This window comes from Wolbachia endosymbiont (group B) of Xanthorhoe designata (assembly GCF_964028585.1).
GTDB lineage: Bacteria > Pseudomonadota > Alphaproteobacteria > Rickettsiales > Anaplasmataceae > Wolbachia.
Map to the genome: position 1 here is coordinate 647,352 of NZ_OZ034794.1, position 18,287 is coordinate 665,638.

The window sequence follows — 18,287 nt, forward strand, 5'->3', positions numbered from 1 at the left end:
TCTTCTATTTTTTGTCCTATTTTGTAGCTTATAGAACTAATATCTCTTAGAGCCTGTACGTGATCTCAAAAAAGGGATAGAATGAGAGGATAAAGTATATAAAGTAGGATATGCGAAGTTTATATCCAAGTGATATAAGTCGAGAAAAGTTTGAGATTATTGTAGCAGATCTGGAGTCTTGCAGGAAGAGGACAAAGCCAAGAACACTTGATTTATATCATGTATTTTGTGGAGTGTTATACGTCTTAAAAAGTGGCTGCCAGTGGAGAATGTTACCAAAAGAGTTTCCAAAATGGCGGAATTGTTACGACTATTTTAAGAAGTGGAGTGAAAAAGCAGATGCAAATAAAGAAAGTGTTCTGGAGCTGGTATTAAAAAAAATAGTTGGCGTGGTCCGACAAAACAATGGTCGGAAAGAAAAAACCAGCTTCTGCATAATTGATGCACAAAGCGTAAAAAATGCAGATACTGCTGAAGAAAAAGGCTATGATGCAGGCAAAAAGGTTTCAGGAATAAAACGCCATATTGCGGTAGATACACAAGGTTTACCCCACGCAATTTATATAACAACGGCAGAAATAACTGATCGTAGTAGCGCTGTGAGAATGGTTAAAAATGCTAAAGAAAACCTATCTGAAGTTAAAAATATACTAGTTGATGCTGGCTACACAGGAGAAAATTTTGCAACACAGATGAAAGTAACTATTGGTGCAACTGTTGAGGTGAAGCGAATTACACACCTTTGTCGTATTGCCGAAAAGATGGGTTGTTGAGAGATCTTTTGCTTGGTTGCAAAAATGTAGGCGATTGTGGAAAAATTGCGAGCGGAAACTCAACACTAGCCTGCAAATGGTCGTTCTTGCTTTCGCTGCTTTGCTTCTGAAAAGATTATGAACAGGCTCTGATACCGAGATTAGCTTATAGAATCCAGGAAAAAGCATATGGAGAAATGTCAAGAAAGGGGACAAAAAGACTAGAGTATCTGGCAGATCGGCTAGAGAAGGGAAAAAGAATAAGTAGTGATAAACTGCCAGTAGAAGGAACAGAATTAATACTAGAGAGAGGAGAAGAGACGCATGCGGTAATGGTAACAGACAAGGGTTTAATCTATAGAGAAGAGTTTTATACGTCATTGTCAGCAGTAGCAGGCAAAATCATGGGAATGAGCTACAACGGACCTTTATTATTTGGGATGCGTGATAAAAATGAAAATTGAAGAGAATAAAATGCTAAAAGAAGTAAGGTGTGCGATATATACAAGAAAATCAAATGAGGATGGACTAGAACAAAAGTTTAACAGTCTTGATGCGCAAAGGGTAGCATGTGAAAAATATATAAAGAGCAAAGAAGGCTGGGTAGCATTGGCAAAAAAGTACGACGATGGAGGATATTCAGGAAAGAATTTAGAAAGACCAGCGATAAAGGAATTATTTGAAGATGTAAAAAAAAGGAGAAGTAGATTGTGTAGTAGTATATACTCTGGATAGGCTATCAAGGGAAACAAAAGACAGCATTGAAGTAACATCATTTTTTAGAAGGCATCGAGTAAATTTTGTAGCAGTAACGCAGATATTTGACAATAATACGCCAATGGGAAAGTTCGTACAAACGGTGTTATCAGGAGCTGCACAACTAGAAAGAGAAATGATAGTAGAGAGGGTAAAAAATAAAATAGCAACATCAAAGGAGCAAGGATTATGGATGGGTGGAACTTTGCCGTTTGGGTATGATGTGAAAGATAAAGAATTAATAATAAATGAGAAAGAAGCGAGAATAGTAGGGCATATATTTGAAAGATATTTGGAGCTGAAGTCAATGGCAGAGTTGGCAAGAGAGTTAAATAGCCAAGGTTACAGAACAAAATCAGATATCTTTAAAAAAGCGACGGTGAGAAGAATAATAACAAATCCGATATATATGGGAAAGATAAGACATTATGAGAAAGAGTATGAGGGAAAGCATGAAGCAATAATAAAAGAGGAAAAATGGCAAAAAGCGCAGGAATTGATAAAGAATCAACCATATAGAAAGGCGAAATACGAGGAAGCATTGCTAAAGGGAATAATTAAGCGCAAGAGCTGTAATGCAAATATGACGCTGACGTACGCAAAAAAAAGAGAATAAAAGGTATAGATATTACGTATGCAATAATCATTTAAGGGGAAAAAGTTGTGAATCAGAAAACCGAAATGTAATAGCAGGAGAAGTAGAAAAAGAAGTAATGAAGAGAGCTGAGCGCCTGTATGAAAATTGGGAAGAAAAAGTGGAAGAGTGGAAAAATTTAAGCTTTGGAAAACAGAAAGAAGCAGTGAAAAAGTTAATAAAAGCAGTATTGGTGAGAGAGGATGGAATAGAGGTGTATTCTGAATCGGAGGAAAAATTTATATCAATAAAGAAGAAAGGAAATAAATGCACAGTAGTAGAGCCAGAGGGGAAAACAAACAATGCATTACTGAAAGCAGTGGTAAGAGCCCATTCCTGGAAACGGCAGCTAGAGGAAGGAAAATACGAAAGTGTGAAAGAGCTGAGTGCCAAAATTAATATAGGTACAAGACGTATACAACAAATTTTAAGGTTAAATTATTTAGCACCAAAAATTAAAGAAGATATAGTAAATGGGAGACAGCCAAGAGATTTGAAATTAGTTGATTTGAAAGAAATACCGATGCTATGGAGTGAGCAGATGAAGAAATTTTGCAAATTAGCGATTTAAAAATCACACGATTAATACTTTACTAATACAAATTAGCTACATAAGAGATACAAAGAAAAAAATAATATGAGAAAACTAATTACCGGAAAAACTAATGAAGCAGATATAACCTATGAGTTGCCATTTGATCAAGATCAGTTAACAAGCAAAGATAAAAAGGAGCTTTTTAAGCTATTAAAAAGGATACAAGAGGGTAAAAGTATCAGTGAAAAAATTAGTAAATCCTTTCATGATACACGAAAGATTCCGTGGATACTAATAGTTGATATATATGAACGTAGAAGAGACGTATTCACACTATTACATTATGCTAGATTTTGCAAGAATAAGCAAGCTGAGAATGATCTTTTAGAAGAAGCTAAAAAACATGGGCTTTTTAAGGAGTTTAATCGTACGAAAATAGTCTCGGACTACTTAGGAAGTCATGGAGAATTAATACGTACATATAGTACTGTTAAAGATGGTGTAGTAAGGGTAGAAGGTTTTGAGCCTTGGGATGATAAGGAAGTGATGAATCCAAATATGACAAGTGACAAAGAAGAAAAAAACTCGTTAATAGAAACTATTATGGAAGGATCAGTGGCTTATAATATTTCAGAAGATATTGAAGAAGTTTCGGATAAGAATAAAGAAAATTTTTATGGAGAACAACAAGAAGAAACCGCAGAAACTGGCACTCAGCCGTGCAAGAAGATTAATAATGGTGAAGATTATGAAAGGAATGAAGAAAATCAAGGGAATTTCGCTAACTCAGGAAGAACGGTGGTAAAAGAGCTGAATGCTTTAAGAATCTTTTCTTCTAACCCTTGTGTTAACGATAAATCTTTCAAAATTGCAGATGAAGAATCATCAACAAAAGCAATGCAACGGAGAGCGATTCTGACTGGTGCCGTTGGGGTGGTGCTACTGGTAAGTGGTATTGTATTACATATTATGAAAATGCCTACTATAGGAACAGTTGGAGTGATTGCTGGATTGGCATGCATAAGCTTTGCGTTGTACAGTACCCTAGAACCGAGTACAAAGCTAGAGAAGGTAGAAGAGCTCTTCCGATCCAACGCAAGAGAACATTCCTAAAAAACACAGATATTAAAATAATTTCCTAAGAAATACTTGTAATTTACTAACCAAGTACTAAACCTGCTGCTATTTTCCTCAAGGCAATCCATCAACTTAATAGGTATATTGTTTACACTACTCATCTTCGTAGTCAGGATATTGTGGAGGAGCCTCTCCTTGCTTTTTAGTAACTTTTGGATATCTTGTTCCAGCTTCTGCTTCAATAATGCCACAACATTCTACTAAAAATTCCCAATTATCGCCATAATCAAAAAGAAAAATCATTTTTTTATCTGGCTCAAAAACCTTGTAGATATAAGAATTTTTGACGCTTTTTTCATTAGGCATAAACTATAATCAGTATTATAAAATAAAGTGTATACTTCATTACTTTCATAAATATCGTTTATGTTACTATAAAAACCAAATTAATGATCTAACTCAAAACTAAAGACCTTTATGATAGTTTCTGCAAATTTATAAAGACAGCTTTCAATTCCATCTCACGGTAGATTTTTTTGTCTAGAGAAACTTTAAATAAGTATACTTTCTTTTTCTTATCCACTTAATTTATCTTTAACTTACATTAAATTAACCAATAGCAAAAAAACAACACAAGTCAAACATAACCTTACCCACATATCTTACCCTATTCGGACTATTAGGAGAAATGCTATACTTTAGAAAAAGCTTAACTGAACTTTCATTCGTTCTGACAACACATACTTACTTTTAATGACCGATGATATGGTCGTTGCTGGAAATAGGCGTTCTTAGGCCTTGAAGATGACTGTTTACTTTCGGCAAATCGTCTAAATCATGCTCTATTTTTTGTGTTTCCATCTCAAATTTAAATCCCAATTTTTCACAGAATTTTTGAAAGTATTCTCTAATAATAGAGAGCAAGTTTCTATCTCCTTCTTTATAATTTTTTAATTCCTTGGGAACAGTGAGTGATAATTTACCGTCTTTATAGGTTACACCATCTTTTCCATCTTGAGACTCAAGTGTAAATTCCAGTGAGGTGGATAGACCACATATTTTTTTCCCCTGGATTATCAAATTTGATTACAGGTATTTCCATATCAGACTTTACTCTTATGTTATTATGGTCAGTGTAATCAATATTCATTACTTTGTCAGGGTCTTGCGTTGTTAATCGATAATTGCTAAGTGCAGAGTGATATTCAATAAATATACCTGCTAAGTATCCTGCTTGATTACAATTAGTAACTAGTTCTTCTAAGATAGGGGCACTCGGAACTTCTGCTTCAGCATATTTAAACATTTCCTTAAAAACTTCCTTTACAAATGGTCGGTAGTTCTTATTCTCATCTCCTACTTTGAGTAATAGATGCATATGCTCTCTTCCAGCATTGTAAAATCTCTCAAAATCTCTACCGTACGAATTGGTTTTCTGATAATCAGGAATTTCAGGATTTTCACAATGACTTTCCCACAATTCACTTAACGCGTTATATGCGAGTTCTTTTTCAAGATCCTTAAGGACTGAATTAACAAAAGCCCTGCCATGATCTTTATCTATTTCTCTTTGTTTTTTGCTTGCGGCTTCAGCGCTATATATATCATAACTATTAAAAAGGTTGCTTTTGCGATATTTCGCTCCTTCCATTAACACAGAGGTTAAAACTGTATCTATAATCTTTCCATTAATAACAAAGTTCATTCTTGGAAGATCGAAATACATTGTTTCACCAGAGTGTGCTGATTTATTGCTCTCGCCAGCCTTTAATTTACTAAAGCTAAATTCTTTAATTTTAACCTTCAACGTAACTATTGGATTTGCTTCTGTCATAGTCCGTACTTATTAAAGCCCCTAAACTTGATTATAACATAAGAACCATTAATAGATTATTAACAACACCTAAACGCAACAAAGGCCTTACACCATCTGTACAACAAATACGCAAAGACAATAGAACTTTATTATATTCTATCTATAATGATTCAAAATAGCAAGCCTCAAACTAGAAGCCTGCTACCACTTACTGGTTACTTTACATCAATCTTCTTGATGTGTTTCTCTGACTTAGGTATGGTTACATGTAATACTCCATCTGAAAAACTAGCAGATACTTTATCTCGCTCCACATTTACTGGAAGCTGAATAGACCTATAGAAAGAGCCATAGTACCTTTCTCGATGATAAAACTGCTTATCTTTTGACTCGTTATCACATGTCTTTTCACCCTTCACTATTAAGCTATCGCCAGATATACTAATATCTATGCTTTCTTTGGAAATACCTGGTAACTCTAATGAGAGGCAATAGCTTTCCTTTGTTTCATAAAAGTCACAAGCTGGTAATAGACTGTTGCTTCTTCTGGAAAGCTCTGGATTCCATCCTGTAAAGAAGCTATCAAATATGTCATCAACGGCCCTTTGTAACCCTCTTACACTAAAGTTATCACGGTTATTGTTTTTATTTGAATGAACTATATTACTCATGTTGTACCTCCCTTCACTAATATGTGCATTATGTAATCATTCCACTTGTTAGTTTCAATACCTTATACCAAATATCATAAATAAGTAGGCAAATAACTCACAGAACAAATAGTTTTGATCGAACTTTCCGTAATATTACGAATGAATGCACATATAGTATCCTCCAATAAACTAATACCAATTCCTAAAAATAAATAGACAAATAAAGAAAAATTTCTAAAATAGAACAATTTAAGAATTAGTGAGGAGTTATGGCAGGAAAAAGTAAAGCAATAGGAGAAGAATGATATAATAAGTGTAACCTGGAATTAAAGAAGCACGGAATAAGAGGAGAGATAGGAAGAAGATTACAGGCAATAATATCTGGAAAAGAATATGGAATAACAAAAGTTGCTCAAATATACCGAATTACTAGAACTACATTGATGAAGTGGATTACAAGATTTAAGGAAGGAGGAGTCGATGCGTTTAAAATACAACCAGGACGTGGAGTAAAGCCGAAGTTGAGCTACAAGCAGCAAGAAGAAATTAAAAATGTCATAGCAGAAGAAGGAGCCAACCTAACGGCTAAGAAATTAAAAATCATAATTGAGAAAATGTTTTCTATTGAGGTAAGTAAGTCTACAGCACATGGACTGATGCAAAAGTTAGGTTTTTCGTATATTACTCCAAGGCCTGTGCACAATAAACAGGATAAAAATAAACAAGAAAAGTTTAAAAAAAATCTTAATGAAACTATTGTCACGTATCCCGAAAAAGAGCTATTTTTCTTCGATGAATCGCGGTTTGGCACACATTCAAAGATTGGACACGGGTGGTTTAAAAAGGGCATTAGGACACAGGTTAAGGTGAAATTAGGTAGGCAAAACTTTTATCTCTATAGTGCAGTTAATCCTAGAAATGGAGAGACTTCTAGTTTATTCGCACCAAACGTCAATACTGATTGTATGAATATATTCCTTGAGCAGATGTCACAATATTTAGGAACAAGGGAGGCATTTCTTATTGTGGATTGTGCAGGATGGCATAGATCCAAAGGTTTAAAAATACCACAAAATATTACCTTAATCTACTTACCTCCATATTCACCAGAGTTAAATCCAGTAGAGCGTTTATGGCAATATTTGAAAGACAATCTCATTAAAAATAGAATATATGACTCTGTTAGTTTATTGGAGGATACTATATGTGCATTCATTCGTAATATTACGGAAAGTTCGATCAAAACTATTTGTTCTGTGAGTTATTTGCCTACTTATTTATGATATTTGGTATTATACCTAAATTTTGGATTAGTGATAAAAAAGCTAGAGGAAGAATGGACTATGGATTTGTCGAATTGGACTTTGAATACTTGATATCTTCTTTCCAGATAGATTGAAAACGAAGTTGTATAAAAAATGCTGCTTTGAATGGTTATTTTTGAAATATTTGAGCCTGATTTTTAAATTCCCCTTTCATTTACTAACTGATTGCAATAAGCTTCTTTCATAAAGCTAGATGGAACATATGATTTTTCTATTGTACAATCTGACTGTTTCATAGTTTTAGCTAACTCTTCAGAAACGTCACTGTTTATTTCAAAATAACCATCTTCTATGCCTATAGAAACATTTTTTCCTCCTAAAAGACAGCTCCCCCCTAAACTTGATTTATCCTCCAACTTACTAAAACGTGCTATGCTTTCTTCGTTGGCGAGCTTTACTTCTATTTTATTATTATCTCTATCACTAGGAGATAAATAAACACTGACCTTCCCAAAGTAAGTAGTAAAAGACATTTCAATTCTACCCTCCAAAATGTCGGTGTAATTCCTAACTCCTTCTTCATTTTTAACTCTAACTATACTTTCTCCAACTTGAAGCATACCAATTTCCAGACCTAAATTTTTAGCTTTTTTATTGTTGAATATTCTTGCAACTTCGACAACACTATCTTTTGGATATTTTATACAAAAGTGTCCATTGTCCATCTCTAACTCAAAATCATGATCATCAGTTTTTACACTTACGTCTACGATACTTTTGTACACCAAGTCCTTAAGTTCTAAAAGTATTTTTTCTCGTTGATCTAGAGCGTATCTATCTGAGCAAATTATGTTCACGAAATCGCCATGTTCTTCATCGCTAAATCTATTTAAAGACGCACCTCTTGATACTATTTGCAATATCTTTTTCTCATCTAAAAATCCATAAATTCGGGTAGTATCGTAAGAAAAATATAGCTTTTGCAATGTATCAATTATGCGATCCACTAAAGATATATTAGCTTTATACGGAAGAGTGAACATTACTCTTTGTTTCAGCGCCTCGCTTACAATTTTATCAAGTCTTTTATTGCACTCTTCATAATCCTCTTCATTACCATAGTTACCCAAAGCATCCAATTCATCATGAATATTATCTATTTTTTGCCAAATACTTTCATATTTTTCTCTTTCTCTTTCTCTTAATTTTACTTTTGCTAAGGAAAAAGAATCTTTTTTACGTATTATGTTTGCATTGTAGACTAGTTGACCGTAGGTCCTACCAACAATTTCATCATAATCAAAGCAATAGCTAACATTATAGTCACTTTCACTAGTTGATTCCTGATCATTGCTACTTTCATCCTCATCTTTATTCCATACTTCAATATCGTAATCAGTGTTTTCAAGGTTTTTGTCTTCACTTGTTCGATAATCTTGATTGTTTTCTACTTTTTCGTACAGCCAGGTTGATTTTTGATCATCGCTACTTTCATCGTCATCTTCATTCCATACTCCAATGTCGTAGTTAGTATTTTTAGGTTTTTTATCTTCACCTGTTTGATAATCTTCTGCTTCTCTATATAGCCATATTGATTCCTGGTCATCATTATCATTGATACGCCTCATTTCCACTTTTGTTGTAGACTGAGGTCTTACTATTTCTTTTCTTACGTTTTCTTTGTTTAATTCATCTTCAAGAGACACTTCATTACTAATATAGAAGTTTTTCTGTTTTAAACTCTCATTTTCATTCTGCAATGAACTAAATTCTGCAAACAGTTCTTCACGCTCTGATAAATAAACATAGAGCTGGCCTATTACATCATTAAGTTCCTTATCTTTTTCTAATATCTGGTTTTCATAATTACTCTTCAAATCCTCTATACTGTCTACCAGCACTACACTTTCTTTTCTTAGTCTACTTGAGTTAGATTCAACCAAATTTAACCTTTGCTGTAACTCTTCATTTTTTTTGTCTATCATCTGTATTTCACTCTTCATATCTTCTAATTTGCTGTCCAAGTTCCCTATTATGTCATTTTTATTCTTCACGTCTAATAATACTTTTTCTATTTCTTGTTTTAGCTGTTCAATTTCTTGGCCATTTTTAGTTAATTCTCTTGTTTTTCTTTGTAATTGAGCTTCAAGCTCTTTAATTTTCTTTTCTAGGATCTGATTTTTCTTGCTGAGCTCACTCACTTCTTGATCATACTCTTCCGCTATACCTTTATAGCATTCCAAGAGCTTTTCATTTTTCTTGAGATCAAAGTTTTCTTGTTGCAGCCTTTCTATTTCACCATCTGAATTATCTATTACTTGGTTACCCTCACTACCAATCTCAAATATCTCTTCAGAAGTAATCGTAAAATCTTTAAATACGCAAGGCAAAGTAGTGTCTTCAAGGTTATTACTATCAAATGAGTTATATTGTACTACCTGCCTTGAACTAGGCATACTTATACCTTTCTATTAACAAAGGCACACAATACATTATATTTACTATATACGCAACTGATTTAAACATAATTTATTTACTAATTCATATTGTGAATTTTTATAAAATAGGTTTATATGCAAAATATTATAATAACGTTAAAGCACGTAGCTAATACCATTATTAGTACAGTATAAAGGGCCTTTTTGCCTATAATTGAAGAGTTTAAGCAAATTCATAATATACCTCATTTATCTTCTAATAACGAAAATTTGTATCGAAACAGATAAGACCATAAGTATGAAATTCAAAGAGGAATGAATCAGTTAAATCAAGAATAGATGTTGTGTTATAGTAGTGATTATGCTAATTATTGGGTCGTTTGGTTAAAAGGTAATTGTGAAAGGGGGTAAGAATTTGACTGAAGATAAAAAATTAGCATCTGATATTCTAAAAGAGGTTGCAGGTACTGGTACTGCTGATAGTGATAAAGTGACATTGTTTGACATTAAAACAGCTTTACAAGAACGTGGTTTTGGTATTTTAATAATCATCTTCTCCTTGCCGCTATCGGTGCCTATACCGGTTCCACCTGGTTATACAACTATTCTTTCTATACCTTTAATCTTGTTTTCATTACAACTTCTGCTTGGGTTTCATTCTCCCTGGATGCCACGTTGGTTGGAAAGGAAATCCTTTAAACGTTCAACATTAGCCCTTGTGGTTAAAAAAACTTTACCTGCATTAAAAAAAAATAGAAAAGTTCATGAAACCGAGAATGTCTTTTATCTTCTGTGGGCCAGGTGAAAAGATTTTGGCATTTATAATGCTGGTTTGCGTATTGGTGATAGCCAATCCGTTTCCGTTGACTCACTTCATTCCAGCAATCGGTACGACTCTTATTTCACTTGGTATTATGAATAAAGACGGGCTTGTCTCGATACTTGGAGTGTTGGTATCCTTGTGTGGAATATTATTTGCTCTTATTGTAATAGTAAAAGGTCCACAGCTTATAATTAGTGCGTTTTCTTTTCTCAAGAGTTTTGCATACGGTTAATCTTGAGCTATTAGCAAATTAGATATTCTATAGAAATACCATGGCAACCAGTGTGGAAGCAAATTCTTTTGTTTACTGTTTGTGTCTCAAAAGCATAAAAAAGTACGTACTGTTGTGAGAACAATTTAAACAAAAGCGGCGTTTTAAAAGTAAAAGCTTGGAATTTTTACAACAAAGTTAGGCAAAACAGCTCATATGTAGATTTAGCGAAAGTAAGGCAATATAGGTGATTTCAGCGTATAATAAAATCACCATATAAAAAAGTTCGTATGTATCGTTTGGAAGACCAACGCATCCCAAGAAAAAGAGTTCTCACCGCACTTGGTTTTGACCATTGGAAATGGCTATGTTACTTAATTTATTAGCGATATATACTACTAAATTAGTAGTAATTTATTTTACGATAAGAATTAAGACACGCTTATGACAAAAACAAAATTAAAAAATAAGTAAAAGGTTATACATTCATTCTATTGAGAAGCTTTTGCCGTAAACTACTTTGGGTTAGAAAAATTTTCTACAATAGTAATTGACAAGTTTTAAAGGTGAAATAATATATCCTAAATATATTAGAGGCTAACTTGTTATGGTGCATAAGAGGGTAGAGTATTTTTTTATTCAACGAATGATTGTATGATAATACTCAGAGTTTGGCTTTATGGGTTGGCTCTATCCTTTACTTTAACCCACAGGTAATGTGACCTTTCATAAAAATGACAGCGAATGATCTATTTTTTACCTATTAATAAACTTATTTATTAATATTAAACTTTGTATTTCTTATAATATTATTTACAGTTTCAATATCATTATTAAAAGAGTGGTATGCATTTTGTACTGAAGATACATCACCAGTAGTATCTAAGTAGTTATAAGGATTTACCTGGCGTGAGTAAATGTCAAAAAAACACACTTGTCATCAATCATACCTCTGTATATATATGTATCATAAGCAGTACCTGCTGCACCTTCACTTGCATGAAGATATATAAAGTGATATCCATTTATCAATATTTTATCTGGTAACACTTTTCCTGTACTGTTAACATGACGTTCGTAATTCATGCATGTTGGGTAACTACTATAACATGTTTCTTCTGAAACATCACCCTTGCTAATTAGCACATCTCCTCTTATGTAATAGTGGTAGATATCAGACTTATCAATTTCGAATGAGACAACTTTTCTTGAGTCTTTTATGAGAGAATCACTTTTGTAATGAGTTATCAGGGCACTATTATTATCACCTATAATCATATTACTAGGTAGTGGTAGCTGCAAACCACTGTTTTGATCGTAAAACATATCTGGTTTTTCCTTTGCAAGAAGTGGCAAATGAAAAAAAAGAGTGAAGGTTAAAATTTTACATGAAAAATCAATATACACCTTTAACATTAGCTAGAATGAAACAAGAAAAGTTTTTTTCTCATCATATAGGTACTTTAATTATTGTCTATTCTATTTACTGATATACGTTGGACTTATAGTTTGAAAAAAATTTAAACCAAAAATTTTGTAGTGTGTTTTGAAACTGAAACTTACGCAAAAAAAATTCTAGCATCACTAGGCTCTGTGGACAAAAAAATAAGAGAGAAAAGAAAAAAAAGAGGTAGTTCAATCTAATGAGCATAAGAATGGAAAAACTACGAATGGAACATTATATAAAAGAAAGAAATTGGAAACAAATTTTAGAATTCATAAAAAGCGTGAAAGGAATACATAGCAAAGACGAAAAACGTTTAAATAGAAGCAGTGTGGCATATGGCACAAACAGTGGAGGCTTTTGCTAAAAAGCTATGGCAATTACAGAAGTATACACAAACGATTTAAGAGGTGGTGCGAAAGGGATATTTGGAAGAATTTATTGGAGTACGCAAAACGAGGGTCAGATTTAGAAACTGTTATAATTGATCCACCAATGTTCAGCTGGCTATACAAAACACTCCCAGGAGAAAGAAGCTTTAGGGCGAAACAAAGGTGGTTTCATAACTAAGATACATGCACTTATTGATGCACTTGGAAATCCTCTTAAGTTTGCTCTAACTGTTGATCAAAGGAATGAGATTACACACAGCAGCAACATTAACTGAAAATGTCTATAATACTACTTTAGTTGCTGATAAAAGCTACGATAGCAATGTTTTTGTTGCAAGTCTCGAAAGCAAGGGATGTACAGCCCCCAAAACGAAATCGAAAAGTGCAAAGGTATTACGATGAGCACATTTATAAAGAACGTCATTTGATTGAGTGTTTTTCAGTAAAATTAAAAATTTTAGGCGTATTTTTCCCAGATTTGACAAAACATCTGAGGTTTTTATGGGTTTTCTAGATTTTGTTGAGGCTCTTATATGGCTTCTCTAAAATTTTGTCCACAGAGCTTATGAAGATTTGGAAAAAGATAAAAGAATTAGTTATTGACAATGACAATTTAGTACACTAACTAGAGTAGAAAGATGGTTAACCAAGCAGCACTTGTTCATACCACCTGGGTAAGGTTGTAATTGTTAAATATCATAAGGAATCACTCATGAATAATAACCGCCACAAGGTTCATGTTTCTGTAAATCTTCTGTTAATAAAAGAAAATTCAGTGCTGCTTTCACTAAGGCACAATACTGAATTGAGTGGAAATTGTTGGGGATTAATAGCTGGACATCTTGAGCCGGAGGAATCTGTTACATCTGCCATGATAAGAGAGGCTAAAGAAGAGTTGGAAATTGACATAAAAAAAGTGATTTAAATTTTACGTCTATCATTCACTATCCTCACAAACCAGACTACATTGATTTTTTCTTTAAGTGTTGTAAATGGCACAATGAGATAAAGAATATGGAGCCAAATAAGTGTAGAGAGCTACGTTTTTTTAATATCAGCAATCTTCCAGGTAACATTGTTCAATATATGAAACAAGGAATAGAGTGCTTTGAAAGTGGAATTATTCTCAGTGAAATAGGTTGGTAATGATTTTTATAAATTTATGTGTGTGATTCATATAGGTTGTGACAACTAATCTATCAGATCAAATCTAAATTATTACAAATTAACATAGAAGCCGATCGGGTTTCATGAATGCAAGTTACTATTAATCTCTTGATTAATATACTAAATTATGTTATAAGATACATGCATTAGGGAACACACTGTTTATTGCTGCAGGAAAGCTTTTTAGCCCATCTACACATGCAATTAGAATATCTTCCACTCCTCTCTCTTTGAGATCATTTAGTACTCCCAATCAGAACTTCACTTTCAGCTAAATAAAAACCTAATACTTCTTTTCTGCCATTTTGATCTATACCTAATATATTATACATACATTTACTTACACAATGCCCGTCCTCCTTGACTTTAAAAAACCATGAAAACTATCGGATATACAGACTGCAGCGGACGACTACGCCATTCGTTGATTACTGGTAGCAGTTTGTCAGTAATACTTGATATCTCTACCGCTGATATTTTGTGATCGTAAATTTCCTCAATATGTGACGCTATATCTCTGTATCCCATGCCACTGGCAAATGTGCTTAAGAACCTTTGCTTCAAGTTCTGGATGTAGGCTTGTTTGTCTTTTTCTAACTATTTGGGGTTCAAAGCTTCATTCCCTGTCTCTAGGTGTTAACAACTCAAATGAGCCTGCACTTGTACGTAAAGTTTTTGCATTTCTACCATTTCTTCGGTTATTTTCTCCACTTTCAACCAACAAGTGGTTTTCTATCTCACCTTCCAGGCTTGCTTCCAGCAACTTTTTATAAACGGTGTTAATGCTCCATCTCTTCCCGTCAGCGGCCTTCCTTCTCTTATCGATGATAGAATATTTGCTTCCAGTTCTTTATAGTCTACCAAACCGGTAGTTCTGTTTACTTGATTCATGTCAAACCTCCATTTTTATATCAATTATATTTTTATTTCTTGGTTTGACACAGTTTATTTAACACTCCCTTTTTTAATGAAATTTCTTAAGTGGTAGATTATTTTTTACAGCTATAGCTGAGGTAGCTGTCACTACCTGAAATGTAACAAATAAAATACCAATCTTAAATATTGCTATATTTCACGATAGTTTCTCAACTTGATGCACATGCTTTTGGAACATTCTCATTTGTCAAATAGTTTCTGGCATGCTACACAATCTGTAATGCAGGTTTTAACTTACTTTTACGCAATATTGATCATTCTTGAAAAGCAATCTAACATTTTCTATTCCTTGATTACGAAGCTTTGATGCAGCTGATTTAGCTACCTGAGCGTTTACAAAAAATGCTACATATCCCTTACTTTCTGCATTGTTTTGTTTTGGGTGACGTTTCTGCATTTCTTTTTCATATTGCCTTTTGTAATGAGGAGTATTTTGTATCAATTGTTCTGACCTCTTTCTTAAGTACTCGACTTTTACCTTCGCAAGCCCAGACTTATGAAGTCCTAAAACTTGTGCTGCTTTTTCTGACAAGTCTATTATTCTACCTTTAACAAATGGCCCTCTATCATTAACTCTTATAACAAGCTTCCTTCCATTTTCTAAATTAGTAACACGAACAAAGCAGGGTAGGGGCAAGGTCTTATGTGCTGCAGAAATCAAGTGACGATTAAACACTTCACCGTTGGCTGTAATTGTGCCATGATCTTCTATTCCATACCACGATGCGATTCCTACTTCTTCGTAACAGCTACAGTATTTTGGGTGGTAGGTGATACCATTTATTGTATAGCTATTGCCAATTTTATAATGACCTGCAGTGTGATTACACCTATTTCTAAAACTACAACTACTCATCAAAACGAATATTAGACATAGAAAGGCTAGTTTTTTTATCATTGTACTTAGTGAAATGGTTCGATACCATGAGGATTTTAAATTATACTATAATAAATTTAGTAATAAGTAAACGTCTACTGCCAAATATGCACAGCACTAAAAAAGAAGTAATACATATAATCGGTATAGGTGGAATTGGAATGAGCGCAATTGCTGAAATTCTTCATAATTCCAGTTATAAAGTTCAAGGCAGTGATACGCGATCAAACGACAATATAGATAGGTTACAAAAATTAGGTATAGAGGTCTATATTGGTCACGATGCAAGTAGTATTAGACAAGCTCAAATAGTTGTACATTCTTCCGCAATAAAACCTGATAATGTGGAGCTAGTTGCAGCAGGAAATAACAATAAAACCGTTTTACATAGGTCAGACATGCTGGCTAAAATTATAAAAAGTAAATATGTGATAGCAGTTTCAGGTTCAAGTGGCAAGACGACGACGACAGCTATGATTGCTTCCATTTTTGATCATTCTGGTGCTGACGCCACTGTAATTGTTGGAGGAATATTAAATTCCTATCAGAGTAATGCAAAACTTGGCAAAAGTGACATTTTCTTAATTGAGGCTGATGAGTCTGATGGAACTATGTTAAAAATTCCTGCAGATATTGCTGTTGTAACAAGTATTAATGACGACCATATAGACCATTACGGTACATTTAACGACATCAAAAATGCGTTTTCTCGATTTGTAAACAACGCGAATTTTGCTATTTTGCCTGATTCTGCAGACATCAATCATGATGAGAGTAATTCTATAACGTTTGGGTTTGGAAATGGTAAAATTAGAGCTAGCAACATCAAACAACACAATAATAGCATAGAATTTGACGTGCTGATTAGTATAAACGAAAGTAATCGTATTCCATTGTCCACTACTCGAGTAGTTGAGGGGGGTGGAATAAAAGCAGCCCTTTCTTCATCACCTCAATGCTTGAAACTGGATTCTCGTTTCAATGTTAAACAAGATACTATAGAATTTAAGAGGACAATCCCTAAAAAATCTCTACATTCAAAAAAAGTAAGTCGTACTAATGCTATTTGAACAAGCTAGCGTAAAAGTAAGCTAAATTTTTTAAGGTACAAAAATAGCAAGAAACAGTTGTTTGAAAAAAATTGGAATTTGATTGGATTGCTGAAAATTGGCTCTCAAACTTTAGACGCATGAGCAAGATAATGCTCTTTAACTAATATAGATTAGGTGATTTGGAAGAGATACATCTAGAGCAGCCGGCAAAGTTACAATACATATTACCGCAATAACTAGAAATGAGAAGGATCTATATGGTGATTATAGATCTTCTCCAGACCTTGAAAACAATAAATAGACAGTAAATTAGAACTACTGCAAAAAAACAAGAATAGCTACACTGGTTGCTTGACCATCGTAAACGTAGCTTGTTAAGCCGATAAAAATAGCCATGATAGAAGCTCTAATAAATGAAATTGCAGAAGAAGTTGTACCTTTCATTTCAGGGAAAATATTTAATGATGCATTGAAAATGACTGCTTGACAAATTCCACAGCCAATACAAAAAATAACCATAGACAGCGTTACTAAGTAGTAAGCACTGGGCATGATTATACTGAATATTAAAAGTGATAGGGATCCAATAGCAATTACGCCTGTACCGGAAATTACACACCAAATTGCTCCAAGTTTCTTTAAGATCTTACTGGAAAACAGGCTAATTAGTGAGAAAGACCCAACCATTGCACCTTGATGTAGCGCATAAATAGTGCTGGATAAACCAAAAGTTTCCATATACAAAAAAGGGCCACAAGTAATGAATGACATATAAGCCGCAGAAAAAAGGCTCTGTGCCAAAGACAACATCATAAATTTTGAACTTGATAATAATTTTTATAGTCTTTCATCATTTTTTTTAGACTAAAAATATCACGGTCCTTTTTTGTTTCTGGTAACAGAAAAAGCAGCAAAACCCAAGAGATGAAACAAAGTATTGCAACACTTGCATAGTTGCCACGCCACCCAACAATTTTGTTGATGAAACTGCCTAATACTGGTGCAATTGCTATGAGAACTGTGATAATAGAATTCATGATTCCAATAAATTTTACTGCTTCGTTGCCTTTATAGCTGTCTGCAATAATTGCAAATACAACTACAGATGTGCTAACACCAATGCCTTGAATAAAGCGAGAGATTAAAAGCCAAGAAACTGACAGCGCAAAAACACAGCCAACAGCACCGATGAGTAGCAAAGTGTTGCCTATGATCATCATCCTTCTTCTGCCATAGCATTCAGACAATGGACCAAAAATAACCCTCCTATGCAAATGCCTAAAAAATTATAAGCAATAGTTAATTGAATTGTGCCTTCCGGTACGTTAAAATAGCGTACTATATCAGGAAAACTAGGTACAGAAATATCAATTTCAATGAACTTAGCAATTAGAGATAGAATTAATAAAAACGGTAGTAACACTTAAAATCTTTAATTAATGAATAAAAATATCACATT

General features: G+C 33.6%; 15 protein-coding genes and 6 pseudogenes. 11 read left to right on the forward strand and 10 right to left on the reverse strand.

Translation table 11 applies throughout. The annotated features are described in order from the left end of the window. Positions 1–110: 110 nt before the first annotated feature. From ABWU64_RS03060 to ABWU64_RS03075, 4 genes and pseudogenes are all read left to right on the forward strand, one after another. Positions 111–894, forward strand: a pseudogene (locus ABWU64_RS03060) (IS5 family transposase). Positions 895–901: 7 nt separating this feature from the next. After that, positions 902–1,216, forward strand: a pseudogene (locus ABWU64_RS03065) (DUF2924 domain-containing protein); the annotation flags it as partial. A 10-nt stretch (positions 1,217–1,226) separates the two neighbouring features. After that, positions 1,227–2,713: pseudogene (locus tag ABWU64_RS03070) on the forward strand (recombinase family protein). A gap of 66 nt (positions 2,714–2,779) precedes the next feature. After that, on the forward strand, positions 2,780–3,790 hold the full coding sequence (locus ABWU64_RS03075; protein ID WP_353279199.1) for a hypothetical protein: 1,011 nt from the start codon (positions 2,780–2,782) through the stop codon (positions 3,788–3,790). Between the two features lie 117 nt (positions 3,791–3,907). On the opposite strand, the gene ABWU64_RS03080 is transcribed toward ABWU64_RS03075, so the two are convergent. From ABWU64_RS03080 to ABWU64_RS03095, 4 genes are all read right to left on the reverse strand, one after another. After that, positions 3,908–4,120, reverse strand: a complete 213-nt coding sequence (locus ABWU64_RS03080) for a plasmid pRiA4b ORF-3 family protein (RefSeq protein WP_141456728.1) — start codon at positions 4,118–4,120, stop codon at positions 3,908–3,910. A gap of 384 nt (positions 4,121–4,504) precedes the next feature. Continuing rightward, positions 4,505–4,834, reverse strand: coding sequence for a hypothetical protein (locus ABWU64_RS03085; protein WP_353279200.1), 330 nt, complete (start codon positions 4,832–4,834; stop codon positions 4,505–4,507). After that, positions 4,776–5,588 (reverse strand): hypothetical protein, encoded by an 813-nt coding sequence (locus ABWU64_RS03090; RefSeq protein ID WP_353279202.1) that lies wholly within the window; start codon positions 5,586–5,588, stop codon positions 4,776–4,778. Before ABWU64_RS03090 ends, ABWU64_RS03085 begins: the two co-directional genes overlap by 59 nt. 197 nt (positions 5,589–5,785) lie before the next feature. Next, positions 5,786–6,241 (reverse strand): Hsp20/alpha crystallin family protein, encoded by a 456-nt coding sequence (locus tag ABWU64_RS03095; RefSeq protein ID WP_141456730.1) that lies wholly within the window; start codon positions 6,239–6,241, stop codon positions 5,786–5,788. Between the two features lie 302 nt (positions 6,242–6,543). On the opposite strand from ABWU64_RS03095, the gene ABWU64_RS03100 reads away from it, so the two are divergent. Then, positions 6,544–7,506 (forward strand): IS630 family transposase, encoded by a 963-nt coding sequence (locus tag ABWU64_RS03100; RefSeq protein WP_264704656.1) that lies wholly within the window; start codon positions 6,544–6,546, stop codon positions 7,504–7,506. A gap of 179 nt (positions 7,507–7,685) precedes the next feature. On the opposite strand, the gene ABWU64_RS03105 is transcribed toward ABWU64_RS03100, so the two are convergent. Continuing rightward, on the reverse strand, positions 7,686–9,944 hold the full coding sequence (locus tag ABWU64_RS03105) for a hypothetical protein (RefSeq protein ID WP_353279203.1): 2,259 nt from the start codon (positions 9,942–9,944) through the stop codon (positions 7,686–7,688). Between the two features lie 379 nt (positions 9,945–10,323). Here ABWU64_RS03105 and ABWU64_RS03110 point away from each other — a divergent pair. Then, positions 10,324–10,981, forward strand: a pseudogene (locus tag ABWU64_RS03110) (exopolysaccharide biosynthesis protein). Positions 10,982–11,860: 879 nt separating this feature from the next. On the opposite strand, the gene ABWU64_RS03115 reads toward ABWU64_RS03110, so the two are convergent. Then, entirely contained in the window at positions 11,861–12,286 is a 426-nt protein-coding gene (locus ABWU64_RS03115) for a hypothetical protein (RefSeq protein ID WP_353279205.1), read from the reverse strand. A gap of 329 nt (positions 12,287–12,615) precedes the next feature. Between ABWU64_RS03115 and ABWU64_RS03120 the strand changes: the two genes are divergently transcribed. The 4 genes from ABWU64_RS03120 to ABWU64_RS03135 all read left to right on the forward strand — a co-directional run bounded on the left by ABWU64_RS03120 (position 12,616) and on the right by ABWU64_RS03135 (position 13,942). Further along, on the forward strand, positions 12,616–12,771 hold the full coding sequence (locus ABWU64_RS03120; protein WP_158673917.1) for a hypothetical protein: 156 nt from the start codon (positions 12,616–12,618) through the stop codon (positions 12,769–12,771). Positions 12,772–13,039: 268 nt separating this feature from the next. Continuing rightward, positions 13,040–13,198 carry a hypothetical protein gene (locus ABWU64_RS03125; RefSeq protein WP_341816019.1) on the forward strand — a complete coding sequence of 53 codons (159 nt, stop codon included), beginning with the start codon at positions 13,040–13,042 and terminating at the stop codon, positions 13,196–13,198. A gap of 310 nt (positions 13,199–13,508) precedes the next feature. Beyond that, the gene (locus tag ABWU64_RS03130; protein WP_353279206.1) at positions 13,509–13,721 is read left to right on the forward strand and encodes an NUDIX domain-containing protein; all 213 of its coding nucleotides are present in this window, start codon (positions 13,509–13,511) and stop codon (positions 13,719–13,721) included. Between the two features lie 89 nt (positions 13,722–13,810). Further along, positions 13,811–13,942, forward strand: coding sequence for a hypothetical protein (locus ABWU64_RS03135; protein WP_353279208.1), 132 nt, complete (start codon positions 13,811–13,813; stop codon positions 13,940–13,942). A gap of 163 nt (positions 13,943–14,105) precedes the next feature. On the opposite strand, the pseudogene ABWU64_RS03140 reads toward ABWU64_RS03135, so the two are convergent. Together ABWU64_RS03140 and ABWU64_RS03145 are read right to left on the reverse strand one after the other, a co-directional pair. Further along, a pseudogene (locus ABWU64_RS03140) lies at positions 14,106–14,854 on the reverse strand (transposase); the annotation flags it as partial. Between the two features lie 274 nt (positions 14,855–15,128). Further along, a complete protein-coding gene (locus tag ABWU64_RS03145) occupies positions 15,129–15,797 on the reverse strand; it encodes a septal ring lytic transglycosylase RlpA family protein (RefSeq protein ID WP_015587697.1) in 669 nt (222 codons plus the stop codon). 26 nt (positions 15,798–15,823) lie between these two features. Here ABWU64_RS03145 and ABWU64_RS03150 point away from each other — a divergent pair. Continuing rightward, positions 15,824–16,652 (forward strand): annotated as a pseudogene (locus ABWU64_RS03150) (Mur ligase domain-containing protein); the annotation flags it as partial. Between the two features lie 491 nt (positions 16,653–17,143). Here the strand turns inward: ABWU64_RS03150 and ABWU64_RS03155 are convergent. Together ABWU64_RS03155 and ABWU64_RS03160 are read right to left on the reverse strand one after the other, a co-directional pair. Continuing rightward, positions 17,144–17,566, reverse strand: coding sequence for a hypothetical protein (locus ABWU64_RS03155; protein WP_353279212.1), 423 nt, complete (start codon positions 17,564–17,566; stop codon positions 17,144–17,146). Positions 17,567–17,637: 71 nt separating this feature from the next. Beyond that, complete coding sequence (locus tag ABWU64_RS03160; RefSeq protein WP_353279213.1) at positions 17,638–18,102, reverse strand: MFS transporter; 465 nt, start codon at positions 18,100–18,102, stop codon at positions 17,638–17,640. Positions 18,103–18,287: the final 185 nt, after the last annotated feature.

Excerpts from the sequence above, each read along its gene's own strand:
- ABWU64_RS03075 (WP_353279199.1), top strand. The coding sequence starts at position 2,780 with ATGAGAAAACTAATTACCGGAAAAACTAATGAAGCAGATATAACCTAT.
- ABWU64_RS03125 (WP_341816019.1), top strand. The coding sequence starts at position 13,040 with ATGAGATTACACACAGCAGCAACATTAACTGAAAATGTCTATAATACT.
- ABWU64_RS03095 (WP_141456730.1), bottom strand. The coding sequence starts at position 6,241 with ATGAGTAATATAGTTCATTCAAATAAAAACAATAACCGTGATAACTTT.
- ABWU64_RS03105 (WP_353279203.1), bottom strand. The coding sequence starts at position 9,944 with ATGCCTAGTTCAAGGCAGGTAGTACAATATAACTCATTTGATAGTAAT.
- ABWU64_RS03155 (WP_353279212.1), bottom strand. The coding sequence starts at position 17,566 with ATGGAAACTTTTGGTTTATCCAGCACTATTTATGCGCTACATCAAGGT.
- ABWU64_RS03080 (WP_141456728.1), bottom strand. The coding sequence starts at position 4,120 with ATGCCTAATGAAAAAAGCGTCAAAAATTCTTATATCTACAAGGTTTTT.
- ABWU64_RS03090 (WP_353279202.1), bottom strand. The coding sequence starts at position 5,588 with ATGACAGAAGCAAATCCAATAGTTACGTTGAAGGTTAAAATTAAAGAA.
- ABWU64_RS03120 (WP_158673917.1), top strand. The coding sequence starts at position 12,616 with ATGGAAAAACTACGAATGGAACATTATATAAAAGAAAGAAATTGGAAA.
- ABWU64_RS03130 (WP_353279206.1), top strand. The coding sequence starts at position 13,509 with ATGAATAATAACCGCCACAAGGTTCATGTTTCTGTAAATCTTCTGTTA.
- ABWU64_RS03115 (WP_353279205.1), bottom strand. The coding sequence starts at position 12,286 with ATGTTTTACGATCAAAACAGTGGTTTGCAGCTACCACTACCTAGTAAT.
- ABWU64_RS03145 (WP_015587697.1), bottom strand. The coding sequence starts at position 15,797 with ATGATAAAAAAACTAGCCTTTCTATGTCTAATATTCGTTTTGATGAGT.
- ABWU64_RS03135 (WP_353279208.1), top strand. The coding sequence starts at position 13,811 with ATGGAGCCAAATAAGTGTAGAGAGCTACGTTTTTTTAATATCAGCAAT.